At 69.8% G+C, this 20,559-nt stretch carries 14 protein-coding genes and 1 pseudogene; 7 read left to right on the top strand and 8 right to left on the bottom strand.

Annotation, left to right across the window (positions count from 1 at the left end):
- Positions 1-352: 352 nt before the first annotated feature.
- Positions 353-820, top strand: coding sequence for an NUDIX hydrolase (locus ACLQ2N_RS13615; RefSeq protein ID WP_425812528.1), 468 nt, complete (start codon positions 353-355; stop codon positions 818-820).
- Here the strand turns inward: ACLQ2N_RS13615 and ACLQ2N_RS13610 are convergent.
- Positions 808-1,370 (bottom strand): annotated as a pseudogene (locus tag ACLQ2N_RS13610) (HD domain-containing protein). The gene ACLQ2N_RS13615 and the pseudogene ACLQ2N_RS13610 overlap by 13 nt on opposite strands.
- Positions 1,371-1,584: 214 nt before the next feature.
- Between ACLQ2N_RS13610 and ACLQ2N_RS13605 the strand changes: the two are divergent.
- From ACLQ2N_RS13605 to ACLQ2N_RS13595, 3 genes are all read left to right on the top strand, one after another.
- On the top strand, positions 1,585-5,145 hold the full coding sequence (locus ACLQ2N_RS13605) for a DEAD/DEAH box helicase family protein (RefSeq protein ID WP_425812526.1): 3,561 nt from the start codon (positions 1,585-1,587) through the stop codon (positions 5,143-5,145).
- 194 nt (positions 5,146-5,339) lie between these two features.
- Entirely contained in the window at positions 5,340-6,596 is a 1,257-nt protein-coding gene (locus ACLQ2N_RS13600; protein WP_425812524.1) for a restriction endonuclease subunit S, read from the top strand.
- Positions 6,596-8,173 carry an N-6 DNA methylase gene (locus tag ACLQ2N_RS13595; protein WP_425812522.1) on the top strand — a complete coding sequence of 526 codons (1,578 nt, stop codon included), beginning with the start codon at positions 6,596-6,598 and terminating at the stop codon, positions 8,171-8,173. Before ACLQ2N_RS13600 ends, ACLQ2N_RS13595 begins: the two co-directional genes overlap by 1 nt.
- A 93-nt stretch (positions 8,174-8,266) precedes the next feature.
- Here ACLQ2N_RS13595 and ACLQ2N_RS13590 read toward each other — a convergent pair whose 3' ends face one another.
- The 5 genes from ACLQ2N_RS13590 to ACLQ2N_RS13570 all read right to left on the bottom strand — a co-directional run bounded on the left by ACLQ2N_RS13590 (position 8,267) and on the right by ACLQ2N_RS13570 (position 14,496).
- The gene (locus ACLQ2N_RS13590) at positions 8,267-9,685 is read right to left on the bottom strand and encodes a hypothetical protein (RefSeq protein ID WP_425812520.1); all 1,419 of its coding nucleotides are present in this window, start codon (positions 9,683-9,685) and stop codon (positions 8,267-8,269) included.
- 402 nt (positions 9,686-10,087) lie between these two features.
- Positions 10,088-11,281 carry a TRM11 family SAM-dependent methyltransferase gene (locus ACLQ2N_RS13585; protein ID WP_425812518.1) on the bottom strand — a complete coding sequence of 398 codons (1,194 nt, stop codon included), beginning with the start codon at positions 11,279-11,281 and terminating at the stop codon, positions 10,088-10,090.
- Between the two features lie 224 nt (positions 11,282-11,505).
- A complete protein-coding gene (locus ACLQ2N_RS13580; RefSeq protein ID WP_425812516.1) occupies positions 11,506-13,014 on the bottom strand; it encodes a glycoside hydrolase family 43 protein in 1,509 nt (502 codons plus the stop codon).
- 216 nt (positions 13,015-13,230) lie between these two features.
- Positions 13,231-14,013: an SDR family oxidoreductase gene (locus ACLQ2N_RS13575; RefSeq protein WP_425813207.1), complete on the bottom strand. Its 783-nt coding sequence runs from the start codon at positions 14,011-14,013 to the stop codon at positions 13,231-13,233.
- A gap of 210 nt (positions 14,014-14,223) precedes the next feature.
- The gene (locus ACLQ2N_RS13570; RefSeq protein ID WP_425812514.1) at positions 14,224-14,496 is read right to left on the bottom strand and encodes a hypothetical protein; all 273 of its coding nucleotides are present in this window, start codon (positions 14,494-14,496) and stop codon (positions 14,224-14,226) included.
- A gap of 152 nt (positions 14,497-14,648) precedes the next feature.
- On the opposite strand from ACLQ2N_RS13570, the gene ACLQ2N_RS13565 reads away from it, so the two are divergent.
- Positions 14,649-15,239 carry a TetR family transcriptional regulator gene (locus tag ACLQ2N_RS13565; protein ID WP_425812512.1) on the top strand — a complete coding sequence of 197 codons (591 nt, stop codon included), beginning with the start codon at positions 14,649-14,651 and terminating at the stop codon, positions 15,237-15,239.
- Between the two features lie 78 nt (positions 15,240-15,317).
- On the opposite strand, the gene ACLQ2N_RS13560 is transcribed toward ACLQ2N_RS13565, so the two are convergent.
- A complete protein-coding gene (locus ACLQ2N_RS13560; RefSeq protein ID WP_425812510.1) occupies positions 15,318-15,959 on the bottom strand; it encodes a response regulator transcription factor in 642 nt (213 codons plus the stop codon).
- Between the two features lie 2 nt (positions 15,960-15,961).
- The gene (locus ACLQ2N_RS13555; RefSeq protein ID WP_425812508.1) at positions 15,962-17,245 is read right to left on the bottom strand and encodes a sensor histidine kinase; all 1,284 of its coding nucleotides are present in this window, start codon (positions 17,243-17,245) and stop codon (positions 15,962-15,964) included.
- Positions 17,246-17,376: 131 nt separating this feature from the next.
- On the opposite strand from ACLQ2N_RS13555, the gene ACLQ2N_RS13550 reads away from it, so the two are divergent.
- Positions 17,377-18,111: an ABC transporter ATP-binding protein gene (locus tag ACLQ2N_RS13550; protein ID WP_425812506.1), complete on the top strand. Its 735-nt coding sequence runs from the start codon at positions 17,377-17,379 to the stop codon at positions 18,109-18,111.
- Complete coding sequence (locus ACLQ2N_RS13545) at positions 18,105-20,555, top strand: FtsX-like permease family protein (protein WP_425812504.1); 2,451 nt, start codon at positions 18,105-18,107, stop codon at positions 20,553-20,555. The genes ACLQ2N_RS13550 and ACLQ2N_RS13545 overlap by 7 nt, the downstream gene beginning before the upstream one ends.
- The last annotated feature ends 4 nt before the right edge of the window (positions 20,556-20,559 follow it).

Here is a 20,559-nt window from a genome sequence, read left to right as displayed (position 1 = left end):
TTCCGCGACCCCACCGGAAGGTCGGTAGCTGTCCGGGGGTGAGAGGAAGGCATCGGCGACACCCTCGCGACCAAGATCCGCGCCTCCCTCACGTACTACCGCTCACTCCTGGGCAAGCCAGGGTGCGAGGTACGGCTGCACGACACGACCCTCTGCACATCGCTGTTCCTCTACGACGAGAACCTGCTGTTACCCCCCCCATGTATGGGGAGGCCCAGCCAGCGCTATCCCGCTGTTCCACCTCAGGCAGGGCGCCGAAGGCGGCTGGTTCGACAACTACGCTCAGAGCTTCGAAGGCCCGTCTGGACCAGCGCACGGCCCTGGACGCCCGACCGGGAGGGGACCACCGCACATGGGCAGGACTGAGTACTACAACGACCCCAACGCCCCCAAAGCCAACACCCTCATCCCGGCCAGCAACATGCTGGTCGTCGACGACAGCGGCGCCATCCTGCTCCAGCGCCGCCGAGACACCGGCCAGTGGGCACTGCCGGGCGGAGCCCAGGACATCGGCGAGAGCGCTGGCGAGTGCGCGGTGCGCGAATGCCTGGAGGAGACGGGGATCGTCGCCGAGATCATCGGCTTCCTCGGCGTCTACACCAACCCGAACCACATCGTGGCGTACACCGACGGCGAGATCCGCCAGCAGTACGAGAGCACCTACATCGGCCGCCCCGTCGGCGGTGAGCCCACGATCAACGCCGAGGCCGACGGCGTGCGCTTCGTCCAGCCGGCCGACCTCGACCAGTACGACATCCACGCCAGCATGCGCCAGCAGATCGGCGACTATCTCGCCGGCACCTACCCCTACCTGGGCTGAGCCGCCAGGGCGGCATCCACCCTCCCCACGGCGGCGGAGTTCTCCGGCGCCGCCCGGCGGATGAACCGCCCGACCACACTGTCATCCCCGTAGCGACCCAGGATCTCCGCAACACGCTTCTCGGCGGTGATCTAGCCGCCGTCGGGCGTGGTCGTCATGTCGCAGTGCACAAGCGCGTCCACCAGAGCGGTTCCTCCAGCAAGGGGAACTCGCTCGCGAGCTCCTCCAGCAGTCCTCGCTCCTCGGCCTCCAGAAGCGCGAACGAGTGGTACGCGACCAACCGCACCAGCCGCTCGTCGGCCCCGTGCTCGTAGCGAAGAAACTGGGCGCCGTCCAGTGGATGGAACCCCGTTACGGCCAGCCGCGGCGCGTACCTGACATCGTGGAGCATGGCGGCAGCGACGAGGAGGCCAGCGTCTTGGCCGAGAACCTGACTTACTTCGACCGCGTGTTTGGCCACTCCCTGCGTATGCGCCCACCTCCGTGGAAGCGCGCTGCTGAGCTCGGCCTCCGCGACCCGCGTCGCCCACTCGTCGATCAGATCACCCATGCGAGCTCTCTGCCCGGGGCATGGCACGCACAAGCGTGGCCAAGGACGTGATTCGTCTCGACCCGGCCAGCACCGGCCATGCCCGCGTCACCACAGGTCAGAAGATCAATTTTCATCTCCCGCTGCCTGTCTGGCTTCTAGACTTGTGCCGATTCGACACAGCAGGGACGCATCAACGGCCGGTGTCACGAGGATGGAGTAGCTGGTGGGGGACATGGACGAGCGACTGAAGAATCTGGCGAAGTCCTCTCCGAACTTCGGCATCCTCTATCCACTGAAGCCCCTGCTGTCGCTCTACGGCGCTCAGGCCGAGGCCACGGTCTTCACGAACCCGAACTCCTCGCTCGTCCAGGCGGGTCAGTTCGGCGAAGTCCTCGCAGAGGAGCTCATCACCCGGATCGGCATGCGAGTGGAGGGCAACCGGCAGATCGACCGGCTGACCGCCCTGACTCGAGCCGGCGTCCTGATCCCTGAGACACGTCGGGATTTTGACCAGTTGCGGGTGGACCGCAACAAGGCTGCCCATGCCCACCTGTTCGATACGGCACGCGCTCTGGATGCCGTCCGCGTCTGCCACAAGCTCGCCCTGTGGTTCCACGACGCGATCTCCGGGCGCCGCACGGTCGTGGAGTTCGTGCCGCCTACGGATCCGCAGGCGGTCGAGCGCCTCACGGATCCGGACGAGGCCGCGGAACTGAATGAGGCCCTGGACGGCCACCGCCAGGCCCTGACCGACGCGCGCACGCGCCTCACGGAGTCCACGAGCGAGCTGGAGGCCGAGCGGAAGGCGCGGGCCGAGGCAGAGCGCCTCATCGCCAGTGCTAGCTCGAACAACGCGGAGCTCCTCGCTCAGATCGAGCAGCTGGCAGCGCAGGTCGCCGAGATGCGAGTTGCCCAGACGGCCGCGTACGAAGAGGCCCGTCAGGCCCCGCGGAAGGTCGATCCGGCGGCCCGTGACGCGATCATCCATCGTGCGCAGCGGCGGGCTCCGCTGAACGAGATCGAAGCCCGCAAGGAGATCGACAAGCTGCTGCGCGCTGCCGGCTGGGTGGTGCAGGACCGCAGCGAGGTCAACCCCATGGCTGGCCAGGGTGTGGCCGTACGTGAGTTCACGCTCGCCACGGGACGGGCCGACTACGTCCTGTACGTGGATGGACAGATTGCCGGCGTCATTGAGGCCAAGCGTGAGGGCACGCACTTGGCCAGCGCAGTCGCGCAGAACGACCGCTATGCGGGCGGAGTGCTCAAGGAGCACCGGCTCGCGGTGTGGCGCGAGGACGAGCCGTTCGCCTTCCGATACGCGACCACGGGCACCGAGACGTACTTCATCAACCGGTTGGACCCCGAGGCGCGCTCCCGTGAGGTGTTTGCCTTCCACAAGCCCGAGACCATCGCGGACTGGATGCGCCGAGCAGAGGAGCACCTGGCGGCCCCGACCTTCCGCGCCGCCCTGCGCGGTGTTCCGGAGCTGCACCGCAACGCCCTGCGGCCGGCGCAGTTCGATGCGATCAAGAAGCTGGAAAGCTCGCTCGCCCTGGACAAGCCGCGGGCCCTGATTCAGATGGCGACCGGCGCGGGCAAGACCTACACCGCCGTCTCCCAGACGTACCGGCTGCTCAAGCACGCCCGAGCCCGCCGTGTGCTGTTCCTGGTGGACCGAAACAACCTCGGTAAGCAGGCGTTGGACGAGTTCCGGAAGTTCACGACCCCGGACGATGGCCGCAAGTTCTCCGACATCTACAACGTCGAGCGTCTGGGCGCCGCAGGGCTGCAGGACAGCAGCTCGGTGGTGATCTGCACGATCCAGAAGATGTACCGCCTGCTGACCGGTGAGCAGCTCGTCGACGACGACCCGGTAGACGAGGCGAACGACGACACGGCGTACGAGGAGTCCTACGCCGCCGAGCGGCCCGTCGACGTGGGCTACAACCCGGCCGTACCGATCGAGTCCTTCGATCTGATCATCGTGGACGAGTGCCACCGCTCGATCTACGGCCTCTGGCGCGCGGTGCTGGAGTACTTCGACGCCCACCTCGTGGGGCTGACCGCCACTCCGACCCTCCAGACCCTTGGATTCTTCGGCCGGAACCTGGTCTCTGAGTACACCTATCCCCAGGCTGTAGCCGACGGCGTCAACGTCGACTTCGACGTCATCCGCATCCACACGGATTTGCGAGAAAACGGCGGCGCGACGATAGATGAGGGCACAACGGTCAAGATCCGTGACCGGAAGACCCGCTACCAGCGCTACGAGCAGCTGGCGGACGACTTCACCTACACCACCCGTCAGATCGGACGCTCGGTGGTGGCTGTCGACGAGATCCGAGCCGTTCTCACCGCCTATCGGGACAACTGGCAGCGGTGGTTCCCCGGCCGCAAGGAAGTCCCCAAGACGCTGATCTTCGCGGTCGGTGAGGACCACGCCGAGGACGTTCTTGCTCAGGCCAAGGAGGTCTTCGGGCGGGGGGACGAGTTCGCCAAGAAGATCACGTACAAGAGCCGCAAGGCCGGCGAGGACCCTGACGAGCTGATTCGTGCACTGCGGACGTCCCCGAGCCTCCGGATCGCCGTGACCGTCGACATGATCGCGACCGGCACGGACGTCAAGGCGCTGGAGTGCGTGATCTTCCTGCGGGAAGTCCGAAGTGCGGTCCTCTTCGAGCAGATGAAGGGACGAGGCGCCCGAACGATCGATGCCACTGAGCTGCGTGAGGTGACCCCTGGCGGGGATGAGCGAGTGCGCAAGGAGCGCTTCGTCCTCGTGGACGCAGTCGGGGTCACCGACTCCCCGCTCGTGGACGCCCGACCGCTCGTTCCGGCCGGGGAGCGCCAGGTCTCCCTGGCCAAGCTCCTCGACAAGGCCGGCACCAAGTCGATCAGCGCCTCAGAGGCGGAGATCCTTGCCGGTCGCCTCGCCCGCCTGAACCAGCAGCTCAACGACGGAGAGCGCGATCAGATCACCAAGGCGGCTGGCGGCCTCACCCTCTCGGATATCGCGAGCAAGATCGTCCGGGCCGCCGACCCCGACAGACAGGACCGGGCCATGGCGGAGGGTGGCGAGAAGGCAGCCCACGCCTTGATCGTTTCTGCCGTCGCCCCGCTCACCGCCAGCCCCGACCTGCGTCGGCTGATCATCGAGATCCGCCGGGACAAGGACTACGTGATGGATGAGACGACTGCGGTCGCCGTCACCAACGTTCACGTGATTCCTCGCGAGGAGCGGGCACGCGAGCAGGTCGACCGCTGGAGTCGCTTGCTCGAGGATGAACGCGACAAGATCGCCGCGATCTCCATCGCGCTCTCGAGCCCCCGCTCGGTCGGCCCGACGGAGGCGTACGCGGCACTCAAGGAGTTGGCCGACAAGATCCGGCGCCCCGACTTCGCCTGGACCCCGCAGGTCCTGTGGACGTACTACGAGGACCTCGGCCGTGCCACGGAGCAGCCGGGCGGGGAGGCCGGCGTGCCCGACCTCATCTCGCTCATCCGATACGAGCTCGGCGTAGATTCGGAGCTGAAGCCGTACCGTGAGACGGTAGAGGAGCGTTTCGAAGGCTGGCTGCTCCGGCAGCTGCAGGCTGGCGTGGAGTTCACGGAGGACCAGATGTGGTGGCTGGAGGCCATCCGCGACGTCGTCGCCAGCGACGTCGGCATCGCCCCGCCGGACTTCCGGGCTGAACCGTTCGTCAGTCGTGGCGGTGGCAGGGGCCTCGCCTTGGCCTTTCCGGGGCGCAACCCGCATGACTTCCTGAATGAGCTGAATCGAGAACTGGCTTGAGCGACACGGAGCTTCCATCGGGGTGGGCATGGGCGACCCTGGAGGATGTCCTTGCCACTACACCGCGAGCCATCACGGACGGGCCATTTGGGTCCAATCTCAAGTCTGCACATTACACGGAGGAAGGCGCGAGGGTTCTCCGCCTGCAGAATGTCGGTGACGGCGTATTCCGCGATGAGCGAGCCTTCATCAGTATGGAGCATTTCGAGACGCTCCGGAATCATGAGGTTCTACCGGGAGATCTCATCATTGCCTCTCTCGGAGAAGTGTTGCCACGTGCTGCAATTGTTCCAGACTTGAAGGCCCCGGCCATCGTGAAGGCCGATGTTATTCGTGCACGCATTCACTCGGAGATCTCATCCAAATGGGTACTCTACGCTCTTCAGTCGCCCCAGGCTCGTCGATATGCGGCATCGCGAATTAAGGGTGTTGGTCGCCCTAGGCTGGGTCTAGGGGAGATTCGGCGAATTCCCATCCCGCTTCCTCCGGCGGCGGAGCAGCGCAGGATCGTTGAAGCACTTGATGATCTAGTTTCCCGTCTCGACGTTGCAGAGGTGGGTATCGCTAGGAGTCTGGAGCGTTCTGATCACGCCTGGGCGTCAGTGCTCAATTCTGTGGCGCGGGGTGACCTTGGCGGGCGTAGTGTTCAAGCCGACCTTTGCCTCGTCTCGGAAGTTGCAGAAGTGAGAGGGGGGATCCAGAAGCAGCAAAAGCGACGCCCGGTGGAGAACTTCTTCCCGTTTCTGCGCGTGGCGAATGTTGCGCGCGGGAAGCTGCAGCTTGATGAAATTCACCAGATTGAACTATTCGCAGGAGAGTTGGATCGATACAGGCTCACGCGCGGCGACCTCCTTGTCGTAGAGGGCAATGGGAGCCCCGACCAGATCGGGCGGGCCGCGACATGGCGTGGCCAGATCGAGAATGCAGTCCACCAGAACCACTTGATTAGGGTTCGCCCTGGAGGCGAGCTATTGCCTCGCTATGTGGAGCTGGTTTGGAATTCTCCGCTCGTCGTTGATCAGCTTCGTGAGGTTGCAAAGTCGACAAGTGGGCTGTACACGCTCAGTACGGCCAAGGTGAAGTCAGTTAAAATTCCCGTTCCGGCGCTCTCGGACCAGCAATCCCTTGTGGAGGGTGCCGACGCATGGGAAAGTTCTATCGGTGCTGCGCGGGCCACTCTTCAAGCAGCCAGAGTCCGCAGTCGGCTTCTTCGCCAGTCGGCCCTTGAACGAGCTATCTCTGGTCGTCTCGTTCCCCAAAATTCTGTTGACGAGTCAGCCGTTGAAATCCTTGAAAGGATTCGAAGCGAGCGTCAGCGAAATGGAAAGCAGAAACCCAGCCGCGTCCGTCGTGCCCGTTCAGCGGGGGCGAGTGCTGGCAATCTGCCCGCAGCCCCGTCCGCCATCACGCCGATTCCCGGCACCGCCGTTCAGCAGGAGTTCGAGCTCTGATGAGCACCACTGAGACCACCTCGACCGCCCCTGCCATGGCGATCGCCCAGACCAATTCGCTCGTTGCCAAGTTGTGGAACTACTGCAACGTCCTGCGCGACAACGGACTGTCGACTATTGAGTACGTGGAACAGTTGTCGTATCTCCTGTTCCTCAAGATGGCAGACGAGCTGGCCGCCGATCCGTTCGCCGAGGAGGCGGCCGCCCCGATCGTTCCGGCCGCTCTCGACTGGCAATCGCTTGCTTCCAAGCGTGGCGAGGAGCTGGAGGTCCATTACCGGAAGGTTCTCACCGACCTTGGCAGGCACCCCGGCACAACCCTCGGCACCGTCTTTGCCAAGGCTCAGAACCGGATCACGGAGCCCGCTCTCCTCGAAAAGCTGGTCGTTGAACTGATCGGCAAGACAGACTGGGTGCTGGAGGGTACTGACCTCAAGGGTGACGCGTACGAGGGCTTGCTCGCCAAGGGAGCTGAGGACACCAAGACCGGCGCCGGCCAGTACTTCACGCCGCGTCCCCTGATCGATGCCATGGTTCAGGTGATGCAGCCGGGTCCCAAGGATCGGATCACTGACCCGGCCTGCGGCACTGCTGGCTTCCTCATCGCCGCACACAGCTACATCCGTGAGCACCACCTCAAGGGGCTCTCCCGTGAGCAGCGCCTCGCGCTGGGTCAGGGCACGATCTGGGGCAACGAACTCGTCCCCGGCACGGCCCGCCTGGCTGCGATGAACATGCTGCTCCATGGCATCGGCGAAGCTGGTGGCGAGTCCCTCATCACTACCAGCGACGCTCTCGCCAGCGCTCCCTCCCGGCGTGCCTCGCTCGTTCTGGCGAACCCGCCGTTCGGTAAGAAGTCGGCCATCACAGTCGTCGGGACGGACGGAAAGACCGACCGGGAAGACATCACCTACGACCGGGCCGACTTCCGGGCGACGACCACCAACAAGCAGCTGAACTTCCTGCAGCACATCATGTCGCTGTTGGAGATGGACGGGCGTGCGGCAGTTGTCTTGCCCGACAACGTCCTGTTCGAGGGTGGGGCTGGCGAGAAGATCCGGCGGCGCCTCCTCCAGGAGTTCAACCTCCATACGATTCTGCGCCTGCCGACGGGCATCTTCTACGCCGGCGGCGTCAAGGCGAACGTCCTGTTCTTCGAAAAGAAGCCCCCGCGGGCCGACGGCGTACCCAACACGTCCGAGGTCTGGGTGTACGACTTCCGCACCGGGATGCACTTCACGCTCAAGCAGCGTCCCCTCCGTCTGGCCGACCTGGCCGACTTCGTCGAGGCGTACAAGGCGGATGACCGCTCGGCGCGCAAGGAGACCGAGGACGGCCGCTTCAAGCGGTTCACGTACGAGGAGCTCATTGCCCGTGACAAGGTCAACCTCGACGTCACGTGGTTGAAGGATCCGGCGCTCGATGACGCCGACAGCCTGCTTCCTCCCGAGGTCATCGCCCAGGAGATCGTGGAGGACCTCCAGGCCGCCCTCGCCGAGTTTGAGGCTATCGCCGAGGCGCTGGGTGGCGAGGTTAAGCCGGACGTCGCCGCCGAGGAAGTCATCGCGGAGGCGTAGGGCAAGGGAGCTTTCGCCGGTGCCGGTCTCGCCCAAGGTGCGAGGCTGGCACCAGCTTGGTGGGGGAGTGCCTCGTGGGGTTCCCGTTTCTCCTCAGCGGGCTCCCCAGCCGCGGTGTGCTTCGGGGCCGTGTGGGCTCCAGCCGTTCAGGTAAGGCGCCAGCTCCTCGGGCTTCGGTTCGCGAGCGGTGGGCTTGGCGGGTAGACGGGTCAGTGGGTCGAGGCTCTGAACGTAACGGCGTGCCCAGGCCAACCACCCGTGTGCCGATGCCACCGCTGCCTCATCTTCCCCGGCCGCCTCTTCCAGTCGACGCTCCAGGGCGTTGCAGTAGGCGCTCAGGCTTGCCGCTTCCTGCCACTGGCCGGCTTGCGCACGGAGTACCTCGGCATACTGTTCCTGCGCGGCCAGGTCCTTCGCCTTCTCCATGGCCGCCCGCCAGCGGACCTCGCGCTCGGCCTTCGCCCGCTCTTCGTCCGCCTTCCGCTGGGCGTCCTCTACGGCGCGGGTCTCGATCTCCCGGAGAACGGCTCCCAGGATGTCCTCCAGCACCCAGCGCTTGCGATCGGCCCAGCGGGACTGCCGGCCGGATCGGCTGTAGCCGAGTTCGATCACGAGGCTCTTCGAGCGCTCTGGGTCGGTGGACTGGGGAGACTCCTGCTGGATCGTGACGGTGTAGGTGAAGCCGTTCACGACCAAGTCCAGTTCGCCCTCACGGAGGGAGTAGCTGGAAGGGTAGTGCCGCCCGTTGTACGTGTAGGCATGACTGCGCCGGCGGGAGGGGACTTCATGCCCTTTCACCTTGTGCCCTCGACGTACTGCCTCAGCGGCGAGGCCCTGGAGAAGCAGCAACGATCGGCGCCGCAGCGGGGCGGGCATGACGAGTCGGCCCTCGTCGTCTCTCAGTGCGGCCACGACCGGATGCGGGGAGCGCAACTGAGTGGGTACGTGGACGGGTGGCGCCTCATCCGATCTCTGGCGCAGTGAGTTGGGGTGGGGCCCCTCGATCAGAGAGATCTGCAGGTCGCGATTCCACATGCGGATACTTTCGATGCGCTTGCCCTCAGGGACGAGGCTGTGGCGCTTCGCGTAGTCGATTACGCGTCGCCACTCCGTCACCGTGGCGTCGTCGGGCTCGGTGAAGGTGACCCGCCTGTCCGTAACGAGTCGCTCGATGAGCTCCTTCGCCTTGGTCCGACGGGCGAGTGCCACTGGCCTGTCGGCGTAGGACGCGGAGCGGGTGCCACCTGCCGCCTTCCCCCTGGCGGTCTTCTTTTCCTCGGCGTGTGCGGGGTCGTCCGGGTGGTGGCCGTGCTGGATGTAGAAGGTGCCTGCCTCGGTGACCTGGGCATCCACCATGCCCCCACTGCGCTTGATCGTCACCAGCCCTCTGTCGCGCAGCGCGTAGGCGGTGCGGAACTCACCGGGGTCCCAAGGCTCCTCGGAGTCCTTGCCGCTCGCGAGTCGGCCGAGCAGGGCGAGCTGTCGTTCGTTCAGGGGAGACCAGCGATGCATGGCAACAGCTCACCCCGCGGCCGAGCCAGGGGCAATGACTCGTACGGGTGGTCGCTTCTGGGAGCATCGGAGACCTGCGGGTTTGCGATCGCCAGACGCTCTGCTTGCGTGAGCGCTGCGTGAGCGGACTGGGTGGCACGAGGGAAGACCGGGCGTCACGGCGATCACGGCCGCAAGCCTCTGATCAGCGGAAACGGGATTCTGTGGCACCGTCCGGCACCGGCTGGGATGATCTTGCGGGGTCTCGTAATGCGTAGGTCTCGGGTTCGAATCCCGAAGGCGGCTCGGAATTACCCCAGGACTCACTCGCCGTGACCTGGGGTTTTTTCATGTCCGGGGGCGGCCCAGCCGGCTCGGCCGCCGTCGCGTGTTCCACGGCGTTCGCGAGCCCGCTGGTGGTCGTCAGCGCGAGAAGCGGTTCAGCGAGCGGCGGTAGGTGCCCATTCCGACGAGCAGGGGGTTGGCGGGCTTCCTGGCCGTCCGGCGCCGCTCGCCGCTCTGCCCGGCCTGCGGCTTCTCGGGCTGCTGAGGCTCCGGAGAGTCCTGTGACTCCTGCTGCACGGTCTTCCGCGAACGCGCCGAGTCGGCCTGCCGGTCGCCGATGAAGACCGTGGCGGGGTGGCCGTTGACCAGGATCTCGTGCGTCTGGCGGACAGCGAGGCCGGCGTCGGTGAGCGCCGCTTCGAACGAGGGGGCGCCCCGGCGGGCGCAGAGCAGTACGTACCGGCCCTTCTCCGGGTGCAGGACCCGGGCCAGGGAGAGCCCGGTGGTCCGGGCGAACTCCTCGTACGGCACGGGCAGTTCCTCGTGCTCGCCCCACGGCGGGTCTGTCACGACGGCATCCACCGAGCCGTCGGGCACGGACGGGAGGATCATCGCGTCCTCGTCCAGCAGGCGCACCCGCCGGTCGCGCAGGGCCTCGCCGGGCAGGTGTTCGCGGTGGTCCGCGAGGTCCAGGTCGGAGTAGATGACCTCCCGGGCCGGCAGGGCGAGCCGGGCGACCACGAACGAGCCGCTGCCGGCGAACGGGTCCAGGAAGGTGTCCTCGGGGCGCGGTTCGGACGCCAGGACCAGCATGGACGACAGCTCGTGGGACAGGGCGCCGCGGGCCTTCCTGGGCCGGGCGGGCTTGGGCAGCCGTGCGCAGAACATCACGTTCCGCATGTCCAGGCGGCCGATGACCCAGTACTCCTGGCCCCGGCCGCTGGGTTCGAGCCGCATTCCCGTGCAGGCGGATACCGTGCGCTCGATCTCGCGCTTCGGCGCGCCCGCGACGGAAGCCAGTTCGCCGTCGAGGTGGACCATCACGCGGAAACCCCGGGCGCGGGGCCCGGGGAGCGGGGGGAATTGCGCCTTCTTCAGCGAGCCCGCCAGTTGCTCCACATTCTCATCGATGTCGCCGCGCCGGATTTCCGTGATCACAGCAAAGGCGTTCTTCGCGAAGGGAATGTCCGCGACGCGTTCCATTGGTGAGCTGGAGGAGAAGAGCATGGCGCTGTCGTCCTGGTACTCCGCGCGGAAGCCGTCGACGAAGTGCGACATGGCATCCGCGACGAGTTCGCCGGCCCCGGCGGGGTACTGGATGAAATAGCGCATCCGGGAAGCCTACCGGACCCGGGGGCTACCGGGACGGCCGCTTTCGGGGGGTGCGGTGGCGCTGCGCGCCGGTGCGGGGCGGGTGTTTTTCAGGGCCTCGGTGAGCTGTGCAACCGCAACGGTGTCCGCAGCACCCCGCCTTTCCGACGCTTTGATCACCGGATCGGCTGAATCTCCGATCCGGTGATTCGCTCCCTGCCATGTCAGCCGGCCGGTGACAGCTCTCAGTCCTCCAGGGCCTCGTACGCGAACCAGTCGAAGTGGACCGTGCCGCTTGCCGCGTACAGGCCGATCACCCGGCCGGTGAAGCCGCCGGTCACCTCCGTGGAGAGGTAGCGTCCGTCGAGGGAGCCGAGCACGGTGAACGTGCCGTCCGGCTCCTCGACGCCCAGGGACACCGTGTCCGGACCCGTGCACGGGTCGAGCGGGGCCCGGGTGGGCACGATGTCGATCCCGAGCACCACCGGTCCGGTGGGCGCCGGGCGGGACGCGACCACCGTGCGGAGCGGGCCGATCCGGACGATGAGCCGGATCTCGCCGCCGCCCGCCTCGATCGCGTAGTGGTGCGCCTCGTCCAGCCGGACCGCGAGCCCGCCGTGGCCCTCCGCCGCGTCCGCCAGCGTGCGCGCCCGGCACGCCAGGTGCTGCTGGCGGCGGCCGGTGAACACCGCGTCCGGGTCGTCCAGCGTGCCGCCCCGCCCGTGCAGGGTCAGCCAGCCGGGCCGCTCCTTCGTCCCGGCCCGCCCGGCGGTCGAGCGGCGCGGCGAGATCCAGTACGGGCGCGGTTCGGCCAGGTCGAAGTCGTCCCGGGCCGGGGCCGCGGGGGCGGGCTCCAACGCCCAGGGCGGCGCCGGGAGTTCGGTGGAGACCTCGCCGACGACGGGCCAGCCGTCCACCCAGGTCACCGGGGCGAGGAAGGTCTCCCGGCCGAGGACGTGCCAGCCGGGCGTGCCGCCGCCCGGCCGCACGCCGAGGAGCACCAGCCACCAGGTGCCGTCGGGCCCTTGCACCAGGTCGCCGTGGCCGGTGTTCTGGACGGGGTGTTCGCGGCCCCGGTGCGTCAGGACCGGGTTGTCCGGGCAGGGCTCGAACGGCCCGGCGGGCGAGGGGCCGCGCGCGACGGAGACCGCGTGCCCGCGCTCGGTGCCGCCCTCGGCGATCAAGAGGTACCAGTGGTCGCCGATCCGGTAGAGGTGCGGGGCCTCCGGCGCCTTCGCCCCGGGCGCCCCGGACCAGATGCGGCGCGGTTCGCCGAAGGTCTCGCCGGTGTGCGGGTCGATGCGGACCTGGGAGACCCCGGCCACGGTGCACCAGCAGGTGCCGTCCTCGTCCCAGGCCAGGTCCGGGTCGATGCCCGGCACACCGGGCAGCGGGACCGGGTCGGACCAGGGGCCGGCCGGGTCGGTGGTGGTGAACAGCAGGTTGCCCACCTCGACATTGGTGACGACGAGCCAGAACCGGCCGTCGTGGTGGCGGAGCGTCGGCGCGTAGATGCCGCCGGAGGCCCGGGTCCCCGGGGTCAGGTGAAGCTGCTCGGGCCGGTCGAGGACGTTGCCGATCTGCGTCCAGTGGACCAGGTCGCGGCTGTGGAAGAGCGGGATGCCCGGGAAGTACTCGAAGCTGGAGCACGCCAGGTAGTAGTCGTCGCCCACACGGCAGATGCTGGGGTCGGGGTGGAACCCGGGGATCACCGGGTTGCTGACGGTCGTGCCCGTCTGGTCTCGGACTGGCATGGCATCCGTCCTCTGATTCGGGTGAGCGTGCTGCCGAGGGCCCTGAAGGATCGCTTCCGTCGAAGCGCTTCGACAATGGGGTGACCCTAATGACCCGCCGGGCCCCCGACAAGGGGTGACCGCCCCGTGGGACGCAGCTGCGGAAGCGCCCCTATGCCCCTATGCCCCGAGGCCCCCTATGCCCTGACGCGCCTATGCCCCGACGCTCCTATGCCCTTACGCCGAGCCGCCGTTGCTCTTGAGCAGCTGGCCGTTGACCCACTGGCCCTGCGGCGAGCAGAGGAAGTCGACCAGGTGCGCGGTGTCCTGCGGGGTGCCCAGGCGGCCCAGCGGGGTGTCCCGGCGGATCAGGTCCGCCAGCTCCTCGTTCATCCACCCGGTGTCCACCGGGCCGGGGTTGATGACGTTGGCGGTCACCCCGAGGTGGGCGAGTTCGCGTGCGGCGGCCAGGGTGATGCGGTCCAGGGCACCCTTGCTGGCCCCGTACGGGAGGTTGCCGACCGTGTGGTCGCTGGTGAGCGCGATGATCCGGCCGGTCCCGGCGGGGGCGCGGAAGCGGAGTGCGTACTCACGGATCAGCAGCCAGGTGGCGCGGGCGTTCACCGCGAAGTGGCGGTCGAAACTCGCGAGGGTGGTGTCGAGGAGGCCGGAATCCGCGGACTCGGCGTGGCTCAGCACGAGCGCGGTGACCGGACCGATCCGGCGCTCGGCCTCGTCGAAGATTCGGGTGGGGGCGTCCGGGTCGATCAGGTCCGCCTCGATCGCGGTGGTGCGGGCGCCGTGAGCGGTGAGCGACGCTTCGATGGCCGCGGTCCCGCCGTGCTCCTCGCCCCAGGCCATGCGGCGGTCGTAGGGCGTCCAGTAGGTGAAGGCGACATCCCAGCCCGAGGCGGCCAGTCGGCGCGCGATGCCGGCCCCGATGCCGACCGTGCGACCGACCCCGGTGATCAGTGCGAGGGGGCGGGGCGGGGTGGCCGCGGGCTGCTTTGCGGTCGGCAGCGTGGCGGTGAACTCGTCGGCGACGGAGGGCGTGGCGGGTGTGGCGGGCGCGGCGTGTGGTTCGGCGGGGGGTGTCTCTGCGGTGGTCACGGGTGCTGATCCTGCTGGACGAACTCGCTTCACGGCAATGGGATTCGGCGCCGCGTTCCTGGCCCATCGCGGCGGGGACGGGTGCGCGGTGACGGCTGGAGTCAGCCCTTGCCCAGCGCCTCAGCCGCGGCGGCGCAGAACGGCGGCGCGGAGCTTCAGAAGGTTCGGCACCAGCGTGTAGACGACCGCCGGCACGACGACCCCGGTGATCACCAGGGTGCGCAGGAGTACCGGGAAGCCCTTGACGCACGGGCCGACGAGCAGCTGCACCACGGTCAGGGCGGCGAACACCGCGATCCAGGTGAGCAGTGCGCGCACATGCACGGAGGGCAGTGCGACCGGCTGTGCGGGGGTGGGGGCGGAAGCGGCGGCGGGGCAGGTGGCGGTGGTCATGAGAATTCCCATCCGGGTTGAGGTGCGGGGTGCGCGAGGTGTGCGGAGGGCGGTGCCGCCCCCGGTGACGCGATCCACTCTGCCAACCAACTGGTTGGCTGTCAACCATCCAGTTGGTTGGCATCGGTGGCGAGCGGTTCTACGCTGGTGGCATGACCTCGGACGCGACCTCCACCAAGGAACGGCTCCTCGCTGCGGCAAAGGAGGAATTCGCGGCTCACGGCATTGCCGGAGCCCGCGTCGACCGCATCGCGGAGCTGGCCGGTGTGAACAAGGAACGGATCTACGGCTACTTCGGCAACAAGCAGAAGCTCTTCGACGCCGTCGTGGGACGTGCGCTGGACGAGCTGGCCGCGGCCGTGCCGCTCAAGGGCGGCGACGACCCCGCAGAGTACGTGGGCCGGGTGTACGACTTCCACCGCGACAACCCGGTCCTCGTCCGCCTCTTCTTCTGGGAGGGCCTGCACTACCGCGACGGGGTCCTGCCCAACGAGGAGGGCCGCCGCGGCCACTACGAAGAGAAGATCGCCGCCCTTGCGGAGAGCTTCGGCACCGAGGCGTCGCCGCGGGTCGCGGCCTGCCTGCTGAGCCTCATCGGGCTCGCTGCCTGGCCCAACGCGGTGCCGCAGCTCGCCCGCCTGATCATCGGCCCCGACGCGGAGGCGGCCGGCGGTCTCGACCTGCGCGCCCATGTCGTGGCCTTCGCCCGCCAGGCCCTCGCCGACGTCCCGTCCAGCCCTTAGATGTTCTGTCCCGGGAGGTTGCGTACGGGCGGCCCGGCGGCCGGAGCGGGGCCGGCTGGGCGTGTCGGGCCGGAGGGGTCAGCCCCTGAGGTACGCCAGGACCGCCAGCACCCGGCGGTTCGTGGTGTCGTCCAGCGACAGGCCGAGCTTGGCGAGGATGGAACCGAAGTGCTTGCTGACCGTGCCCTCGCTCACCGAAAGGGCCGCCGCCACCGAGGCGTTGGACTTTCCCTCCGCCATCAGCGCCAGCACCTCCAGCTCGCGCGCGGTCAGCCGGGACAGCGGGTCCCGGCGGTGCCGGATCAGCTGCCGGATAACCTCCGGGTCGACCACGGTGTCCCCGGCGGCGACCCGGGCGAGGGCGTCCACGAACTCCTCGACGTGGCCGATGCGTTCCTTGAGGAGGTAGCCGACGCCCCGCCCGTCCGCCGAGTCGAGCAGGTCCTCCGCGTAGGTGCGCTGCACGTACTGGCTGAGCACGAGCACCGGCAACCCCGGCTGCCTGGTGCGCAGTTCGAGCGCTGCGCGCAGGCCCTCGTCGGAGAAGCCGGGCGGCATGCGGACATCGGTGACGACAATGTCCGGACCGTGCTCGACGACGGCCGCGACCAGCTCGTCCGCCGTGCCCGCGCCCGCCACCACTTCGTGGCCGAACCGTTCGAGGAGACCGACGAGCCCCTCCCGCAGGAGCACGCTGTCCTCGGCCAGTACGATCCGCACGCTCAGCGCCTCCCGCTCGCGCCCGGTACGGGGACTTCCAGGCGGAACACCGTGGGCCCGCCGGGGGGACTGGACAGTACCAAACGGCCGTCCAGCACCGAGAGACGGTCGGCCACCCCCTGGAGCCCCGTCCCGTTCCCGGCGGACGCGCCGCCCCGCCCGTCGTCCGCCACCTCCACCACCAGCCGGCCCCGCGCCACCCGCCCGGACACCCGGACACGCTCCGCGCCACTGTGCCTGGCCGCGTTCGCCAGCGCCTCGCACACCGCGAAGTACACCCCGCTCTCCACGGCCCCCGGCAGCCGCTCCGGCAGGTCCAGGTCCACATCGACCGGCACCACCGAGCGGTCCGCGACGTCCTCCACGGCCGCCCCGAGCCCCCGGTCGGTGAGGACCCGGGGGTGGACGCCCCGGATCAGCTCCCGGATCTCCACCAACGCGGTGTCCGCCTCGCCGTGCGCCTTCGCCAGCAGCCCGGCCAGGGGCTCGGCCGGGCTCTCCAGGCGGGCCAGGCCGAGCGTCATCGACAGGGCGACCAGCCGCTGCTGCGCCCCGTCGTGCAGATCGCGCTCGATGCGCCGCCGCTCCGCCTCGAAGGCATCGACCAACCGGCTCCGGGAGCGGTCCAGTTCGCGTAGCCGGGCCCCCGCCCCGGAGTCCGTGAGCAGCGCCCGGGCCAGCGTCGCGCGCCAGGCCGCCAGCACCCCCAGCGGATACGCGAACACCGCGAGCAGCGCCAGCCCGGCGAGCAGCGCCCCGAAGGCGGCCGGATAGGAGTGGACGAGCCACAGCTTCAGCACCCGGACCTCCTCGCCGCCGCTCGCGGCCAGCACGGCGGGCGCCGCGATCAGCCCGCCGCACACCGTGAGCGCCGTCCCCACGGTCACCGCTTCCAGCGGCCACAGGACGACCGCGGTGAGCAGCGCGTACGCCAGCTCCCGCCAGGTCGCCCGCTCCCGCAGCCGGGTCCGCAGCCAGGCGGTGATCCCGGTGCCGTCCGGCTCGCCATGGACCGGATCGAGGGGGCAGGGATCGACGAGCCGCAGTCTGCGACGCTCCAGGGCGGCGAGCGGGATGCCGGAGAGGGCCAGGGTGAGCAGGAGCGGGAGGCCGACGAGGAGCACGGCGAGCACTCCGCCGGCGACCGCGAGCAGAAGGAGGACGGCGAGCGTCAGGACGCCGGTGAGCGCGCCGGTCAGCAGGTACAGCGCCGCCCGCCACGGCCAGGGGCCGCGCACGTAGCGTCGCTGCCACAGGGCGCCGTGGAGGCCGGGGGAGGAGGACATGGGGGAACGGTAGGCGGCGCGCACGGGCCCGGACCACCCAGCGGTTTCCACTTCTGAGGTGGAGCTACCTCCACCTCAGAAGTGGAAACCGCTGTGATGTGCCGGGCGCGCGGCGGCGGTTGGCTGAGGGCATGAATCACGCTGCCGTCCGACTCCGCTCGGTCACCCGGTCCTACGCCGGAAAGTCCGGTGCCGTCACCGCGCTCGACGCGGTCGGCCTGGACATCCCCCGGGGCTCCTTCACCGCCGTCATGGGCCCATCGGGCTCCGGCAAGTCCACCCTGCTCCAGTGCGCCGCCGGCCTCGACCGGCCCACCGCGGGGCAGGTGTTCCTCGGCGACACGGAGCTGACCGGCCTGAGCGAGCGCCGCCTCACCCTGCTCCGGCGCAGCCGCATCGGCTTCGTCTTCCAGGCGTTCAACCTGCTCCCCGCGCTGACCGCCGAGCAGAACGTGGCCCTGCCACTCCGGCTCGCCGGCCGCCGCCCCAGGCGCGCCGACGTCCTCGACGTCCTGGACCGGGTGGGCCTCGCCGGACGCGCCGGGCACCGCCCCGGCGAGCTGTCGGGCGGGCAGCAGCAGCGGGTGGCGCTGGCCCGCGCCCTGGTCACCCAGCCCGACGTGCTGTTCGGCGACGAGCCCACCGGCGCGCTGGACTCCACGACCGGCCGCGAGGTGCTGACCCTGCTCCGGACCATGGCGGACGACGGCCAGACGGTGATCATGGTGACGCACGACCCGGTCGCCGCCTCCTACGCGGACCGGGTGCTGTTCCTCGCGGACGGCAGAGTGCGCGACGAGCTGCACGCCCCGGCGGCCGAGGAGGTCGCGGCCCGGATGACGCGGATGGGGGCCGTCCCGTGCTGAGGCTCGTGCTCCAGGGCATGCGGACCCGCTGGGTCACCCTCACCGGCTCCTTCCTCGCGCTGGCCCTCGGCGTGGGCGTCATCGCCACGACGGGGCTGGCCCTCGCCGCCACCTTCGACGGCCCGGACCAGGTGCCGGAGCGGTTTGCCGCGGCGCCGGTCGTGGTGCGGGGTGCGGACCAGGTGCGCGTACGCACGCCGGTCGGCGTCCGTACGCAGAAGCTCACCGATCCCCGGCCCGTCCCGGCGGACGTCGCCGCCCGGCTCGCGGGGCTGGGGCGCACGGCGGTGGATCGTACGTTCCCGGTGGCGGCGGGGGCCGGCGGGGCGGTCGGGCACCCGTGGGCCGTCGCCGCCGCGACCCCGTACCGGCTGCTCTCCGGGCGTCCGCCCGCCGCGTCCGGCGAGGTCGTGGTCGCGGCGGGGGAGGGGGCCGCCGGCGACCTGATCACCCTCACCACGCCTGCGGGCAAGGGGCGCTGGACGGTGACCGGGACCGTGCGCCCCGCTCGGTTCGAGCGCGCCGTGTTCTTCACCGAGGCGGACGCCGCCCGGCTCGCCCCGGAGATCGACGCCGTCGTGGTGCACGCCGACCCGGCCGCCGTACGTGCCGCCGCGGGCTCCGGTCTCGACGTGCTCACCGGCGACGAGCGGCGCAGGGCCGACCCCGACCCGGACCGGGACGCCGAGGCCCTGGTCTCGGTCAACGCCCTGCTGGGCACGGCCGCCGGCATCACCGCCTTCGTCTCCGTGTTCGTCGTCGCCTCGACGTTCTCCTTCGCCGTGGCCCAGCGCCGCCGAGAGTTCGGCCTGCTGCGCATGGCGGGCGCGACGCCCGGCCAGGTCCGCCGCCTGGTGTACGCGGAGGCCGCGCTCGTCGGCGTCCTCGCCTCGGCCGCCGGCTGCCGGCTGGGGCTCTCCGGGGCGCCCCGGCTCGCGTCCTGGATGGTCCATGAGGGCCTGGCCCCGGGGTGGTTCACCATCGGGGCCCAGAACTGGCCGCTGCACAGCGCCTTCTGGACCGGCCTCGCCGTCGCCCTCGCCGGAGCGGTCGCCGCCGCGCACCGCGCCGGACGGGTCCGCCCGGCCGAGGCGCTGCGCGAGGCTGCTGTGGACAGCGCCACGATGCCGCCGGTACGGGTGGTGCTGGGTGCCGCCGTCCTGCTCACCGGGGCGGTGCTGGTGGTGCTTGGGCTCGTCCAGGATCCGGCGGGGCTCCTCAAGCGCAAGACGTACACCACGCAGCCGATGCTCCTGATCGTCGGATGCGCCCTCTTCGCACCCGTCCTGGTGCGCCCCGCGATCCGCCTCCTGGCCTGGTTGCCCGCCCGGCTGCCGGGCGCCACCGGCCTGCTGGTCCGGGAGAACGCCTCGGCCGGGCTGCGCCGGACGGCCGCCGTCGCCGCGCCCGTACTCGTCACCGCCGCCCTGGCCGCCTCGCTGATGGGCACCAAGGCCACCATTGACGCGGCCCAGGCGGCCGAGGCACGCGGCCAGGTCACGGCGGACTTCCTGGCCGTGGGCGAACACGCGGGTATATCCCGGGAGTTCATGGACCGCGCCCGCCGCGTTCCGGGCGTCCGGGTCAGCGCCTCGCGCGCCACCTCGGTCACCGTGTTCGAAGAGGGCACCGCCCTCATCCGCTCCGGTGCCCGGGCAATGGACCCGGCCGACGCCGCAGCCGTCTCCGCGCTGCCCGTGGTCGCCGGCCGGCTCGCCGACCTGGACGACCGCTCGATCGTCGTCAACGAGGAGTGGGAGACCCATCGGGTCGGTGACCACGTCCGCGTCTGGCTCGGCGACGGCCGCGAGGTCACCCTGCGAGTGGCGGCCGTGCTCGCCGTCGGCACCGGCGACAACGGCGTCTACCTCACCCCGCGCAACGCGGCCGGCGCCCCCGTCGACCGCGTCGGGATCGCCGTACGCGCCGGGGCCGACCGGCAGGCCGTCGCGCGCGGGCTGCGCGCGGCCGGGCGGGCGACCGGCACGGAGGTGCTGACCCGCGAGCAGTGGGCGGCGACTCTCGTTCAGGGCGGCGGCAGCACCCGGACCGGTCTCCTGATGATCCTGGCGATCGCCCTGGTCTACACGGGAATCGCCCTCGCCAACACCCAGGTCATAGCCACGGCGGACCGGGTCCGCGACTTCGCCGTGCTGCGCCTCGCCGGGGCGACCAGGGCGCAGGTGCTGCGGCTGGCCGGGGCGGAGGCGCTGGCCGTGGTCGCGGTGGGCGCGGGGCTCGGCGGGGCGGTGGCCGCGCTGAACCTGTTCGGCGTACGGGCCGCGCTCGGCCGGCTCGACGTCCCGGCGGCGGTCGTCGTGCCGTGGGAGGCGGTCGGGTCGGTGATCGCGGTGAGCGCGGCGCTCGCGGTGGTGTTCGCCGTGGTGCCCGCCGCCGTCGCCCTGCGCACTCGGCCGGTGGAGCTCGCCGGGGCGAGGGAGTAGGACG

It is taken from the genome of Streptomyces sp. DT224, from assembly GCF_049844595.1.
Taxonomy (GTDB): Bacteria; Actinomycetota; Actinomycetes; order Streptomycetales; family Streptomycetaceae; genus Streptomyces.
This window is presented reverse-complemented; position numbering and strand designations above follow the sequence as displayed.

Excerpts from the sequence above, each read along its gene's own strand:
- ACLQ2N_RS13615 (WP_425812528.1), top strand. The coding sequence starts at position 353 with ATGGGCAGGACTGAGTACTACAACGACCCCAACGCCCCCAAAGCCAAC.
- ACLQ2N_RS13605 (WP_425812526.1), top strand. The coding sequence starts at position 1,585 with ATGGACGAGCGACTGAAGAATCTGGCGAAGTCCTCTCCGAACTTCGGC.
- ACLQ2N_RS13600 (WP_425812524.1), top strand. The coding sequence starts at position 5,340 with ATGGAGCATTTCGAGACGCTCCGGAATCATGAGGTTCTACCGGGAGAT.
- ACLQ2N_RS13595 (WP_425812522.1), top strand. The coding sequence starts at position 6,596 with ATGAGCACCACTGAGACCACCTCGACCGCCCCTGCCATGGCGATCGCC.
- ACLQ2N_RS13590 (WP_425812520.1), bottom strand. The coding sequence starts at position 9,685 with ATGCATCGCTGGTCTCCCCTGAACGAACGACAGCTCGCCCTGCTCGGC.
- ACLQ2N_RS13585 (WP_425812518.1), bottom strand. The coding sequence starts at position 11,281 with ATGCGCTATTTCATCCAGTACCCCGCCGGGGCCGGCGAACTCGTCGCG.
- ACLQ2N_RS13580 (WP_425812516.1), bottom strand. The coding sequence starts at position 13,014 with ATGCCAGTCCGAGACCAGACGGGCACGACCGTCAGCAACCCGGTGATC.
- ACLQ2N_RS13570 (WP_425812514.1), bottom strand. The coding sequence starts at position 14,496 with ATGACCACCGCCACCTGCCCCGCCGCCGCTTCCGCCCCCACCCCCGCA.
- ACLQ2N_RS13565 (WP_425812512.1), top strand. The coding sequence starts at position 14,649 with ATGACCTCGGACGCGACCTCCACCAAGGAACGGCTCCTCGCTGCGGCA.
- ACLQ2N_RS13555 (WP_425812508.1), bottom strand. The coding sequence starts at position 17,245 with ATGTCCTCCTCCCCCGGCCTCCACGGCGCCCTGTGGCAGCGACGCTAC.
- ACLQ2N_RS13550 (WP_425812506.1), top strand. The coding sequence starts at position 17,377 with ATGAATCACGCTGCCGTCCGACTCCGCTCGGTCACCCGGTCCTACGCC.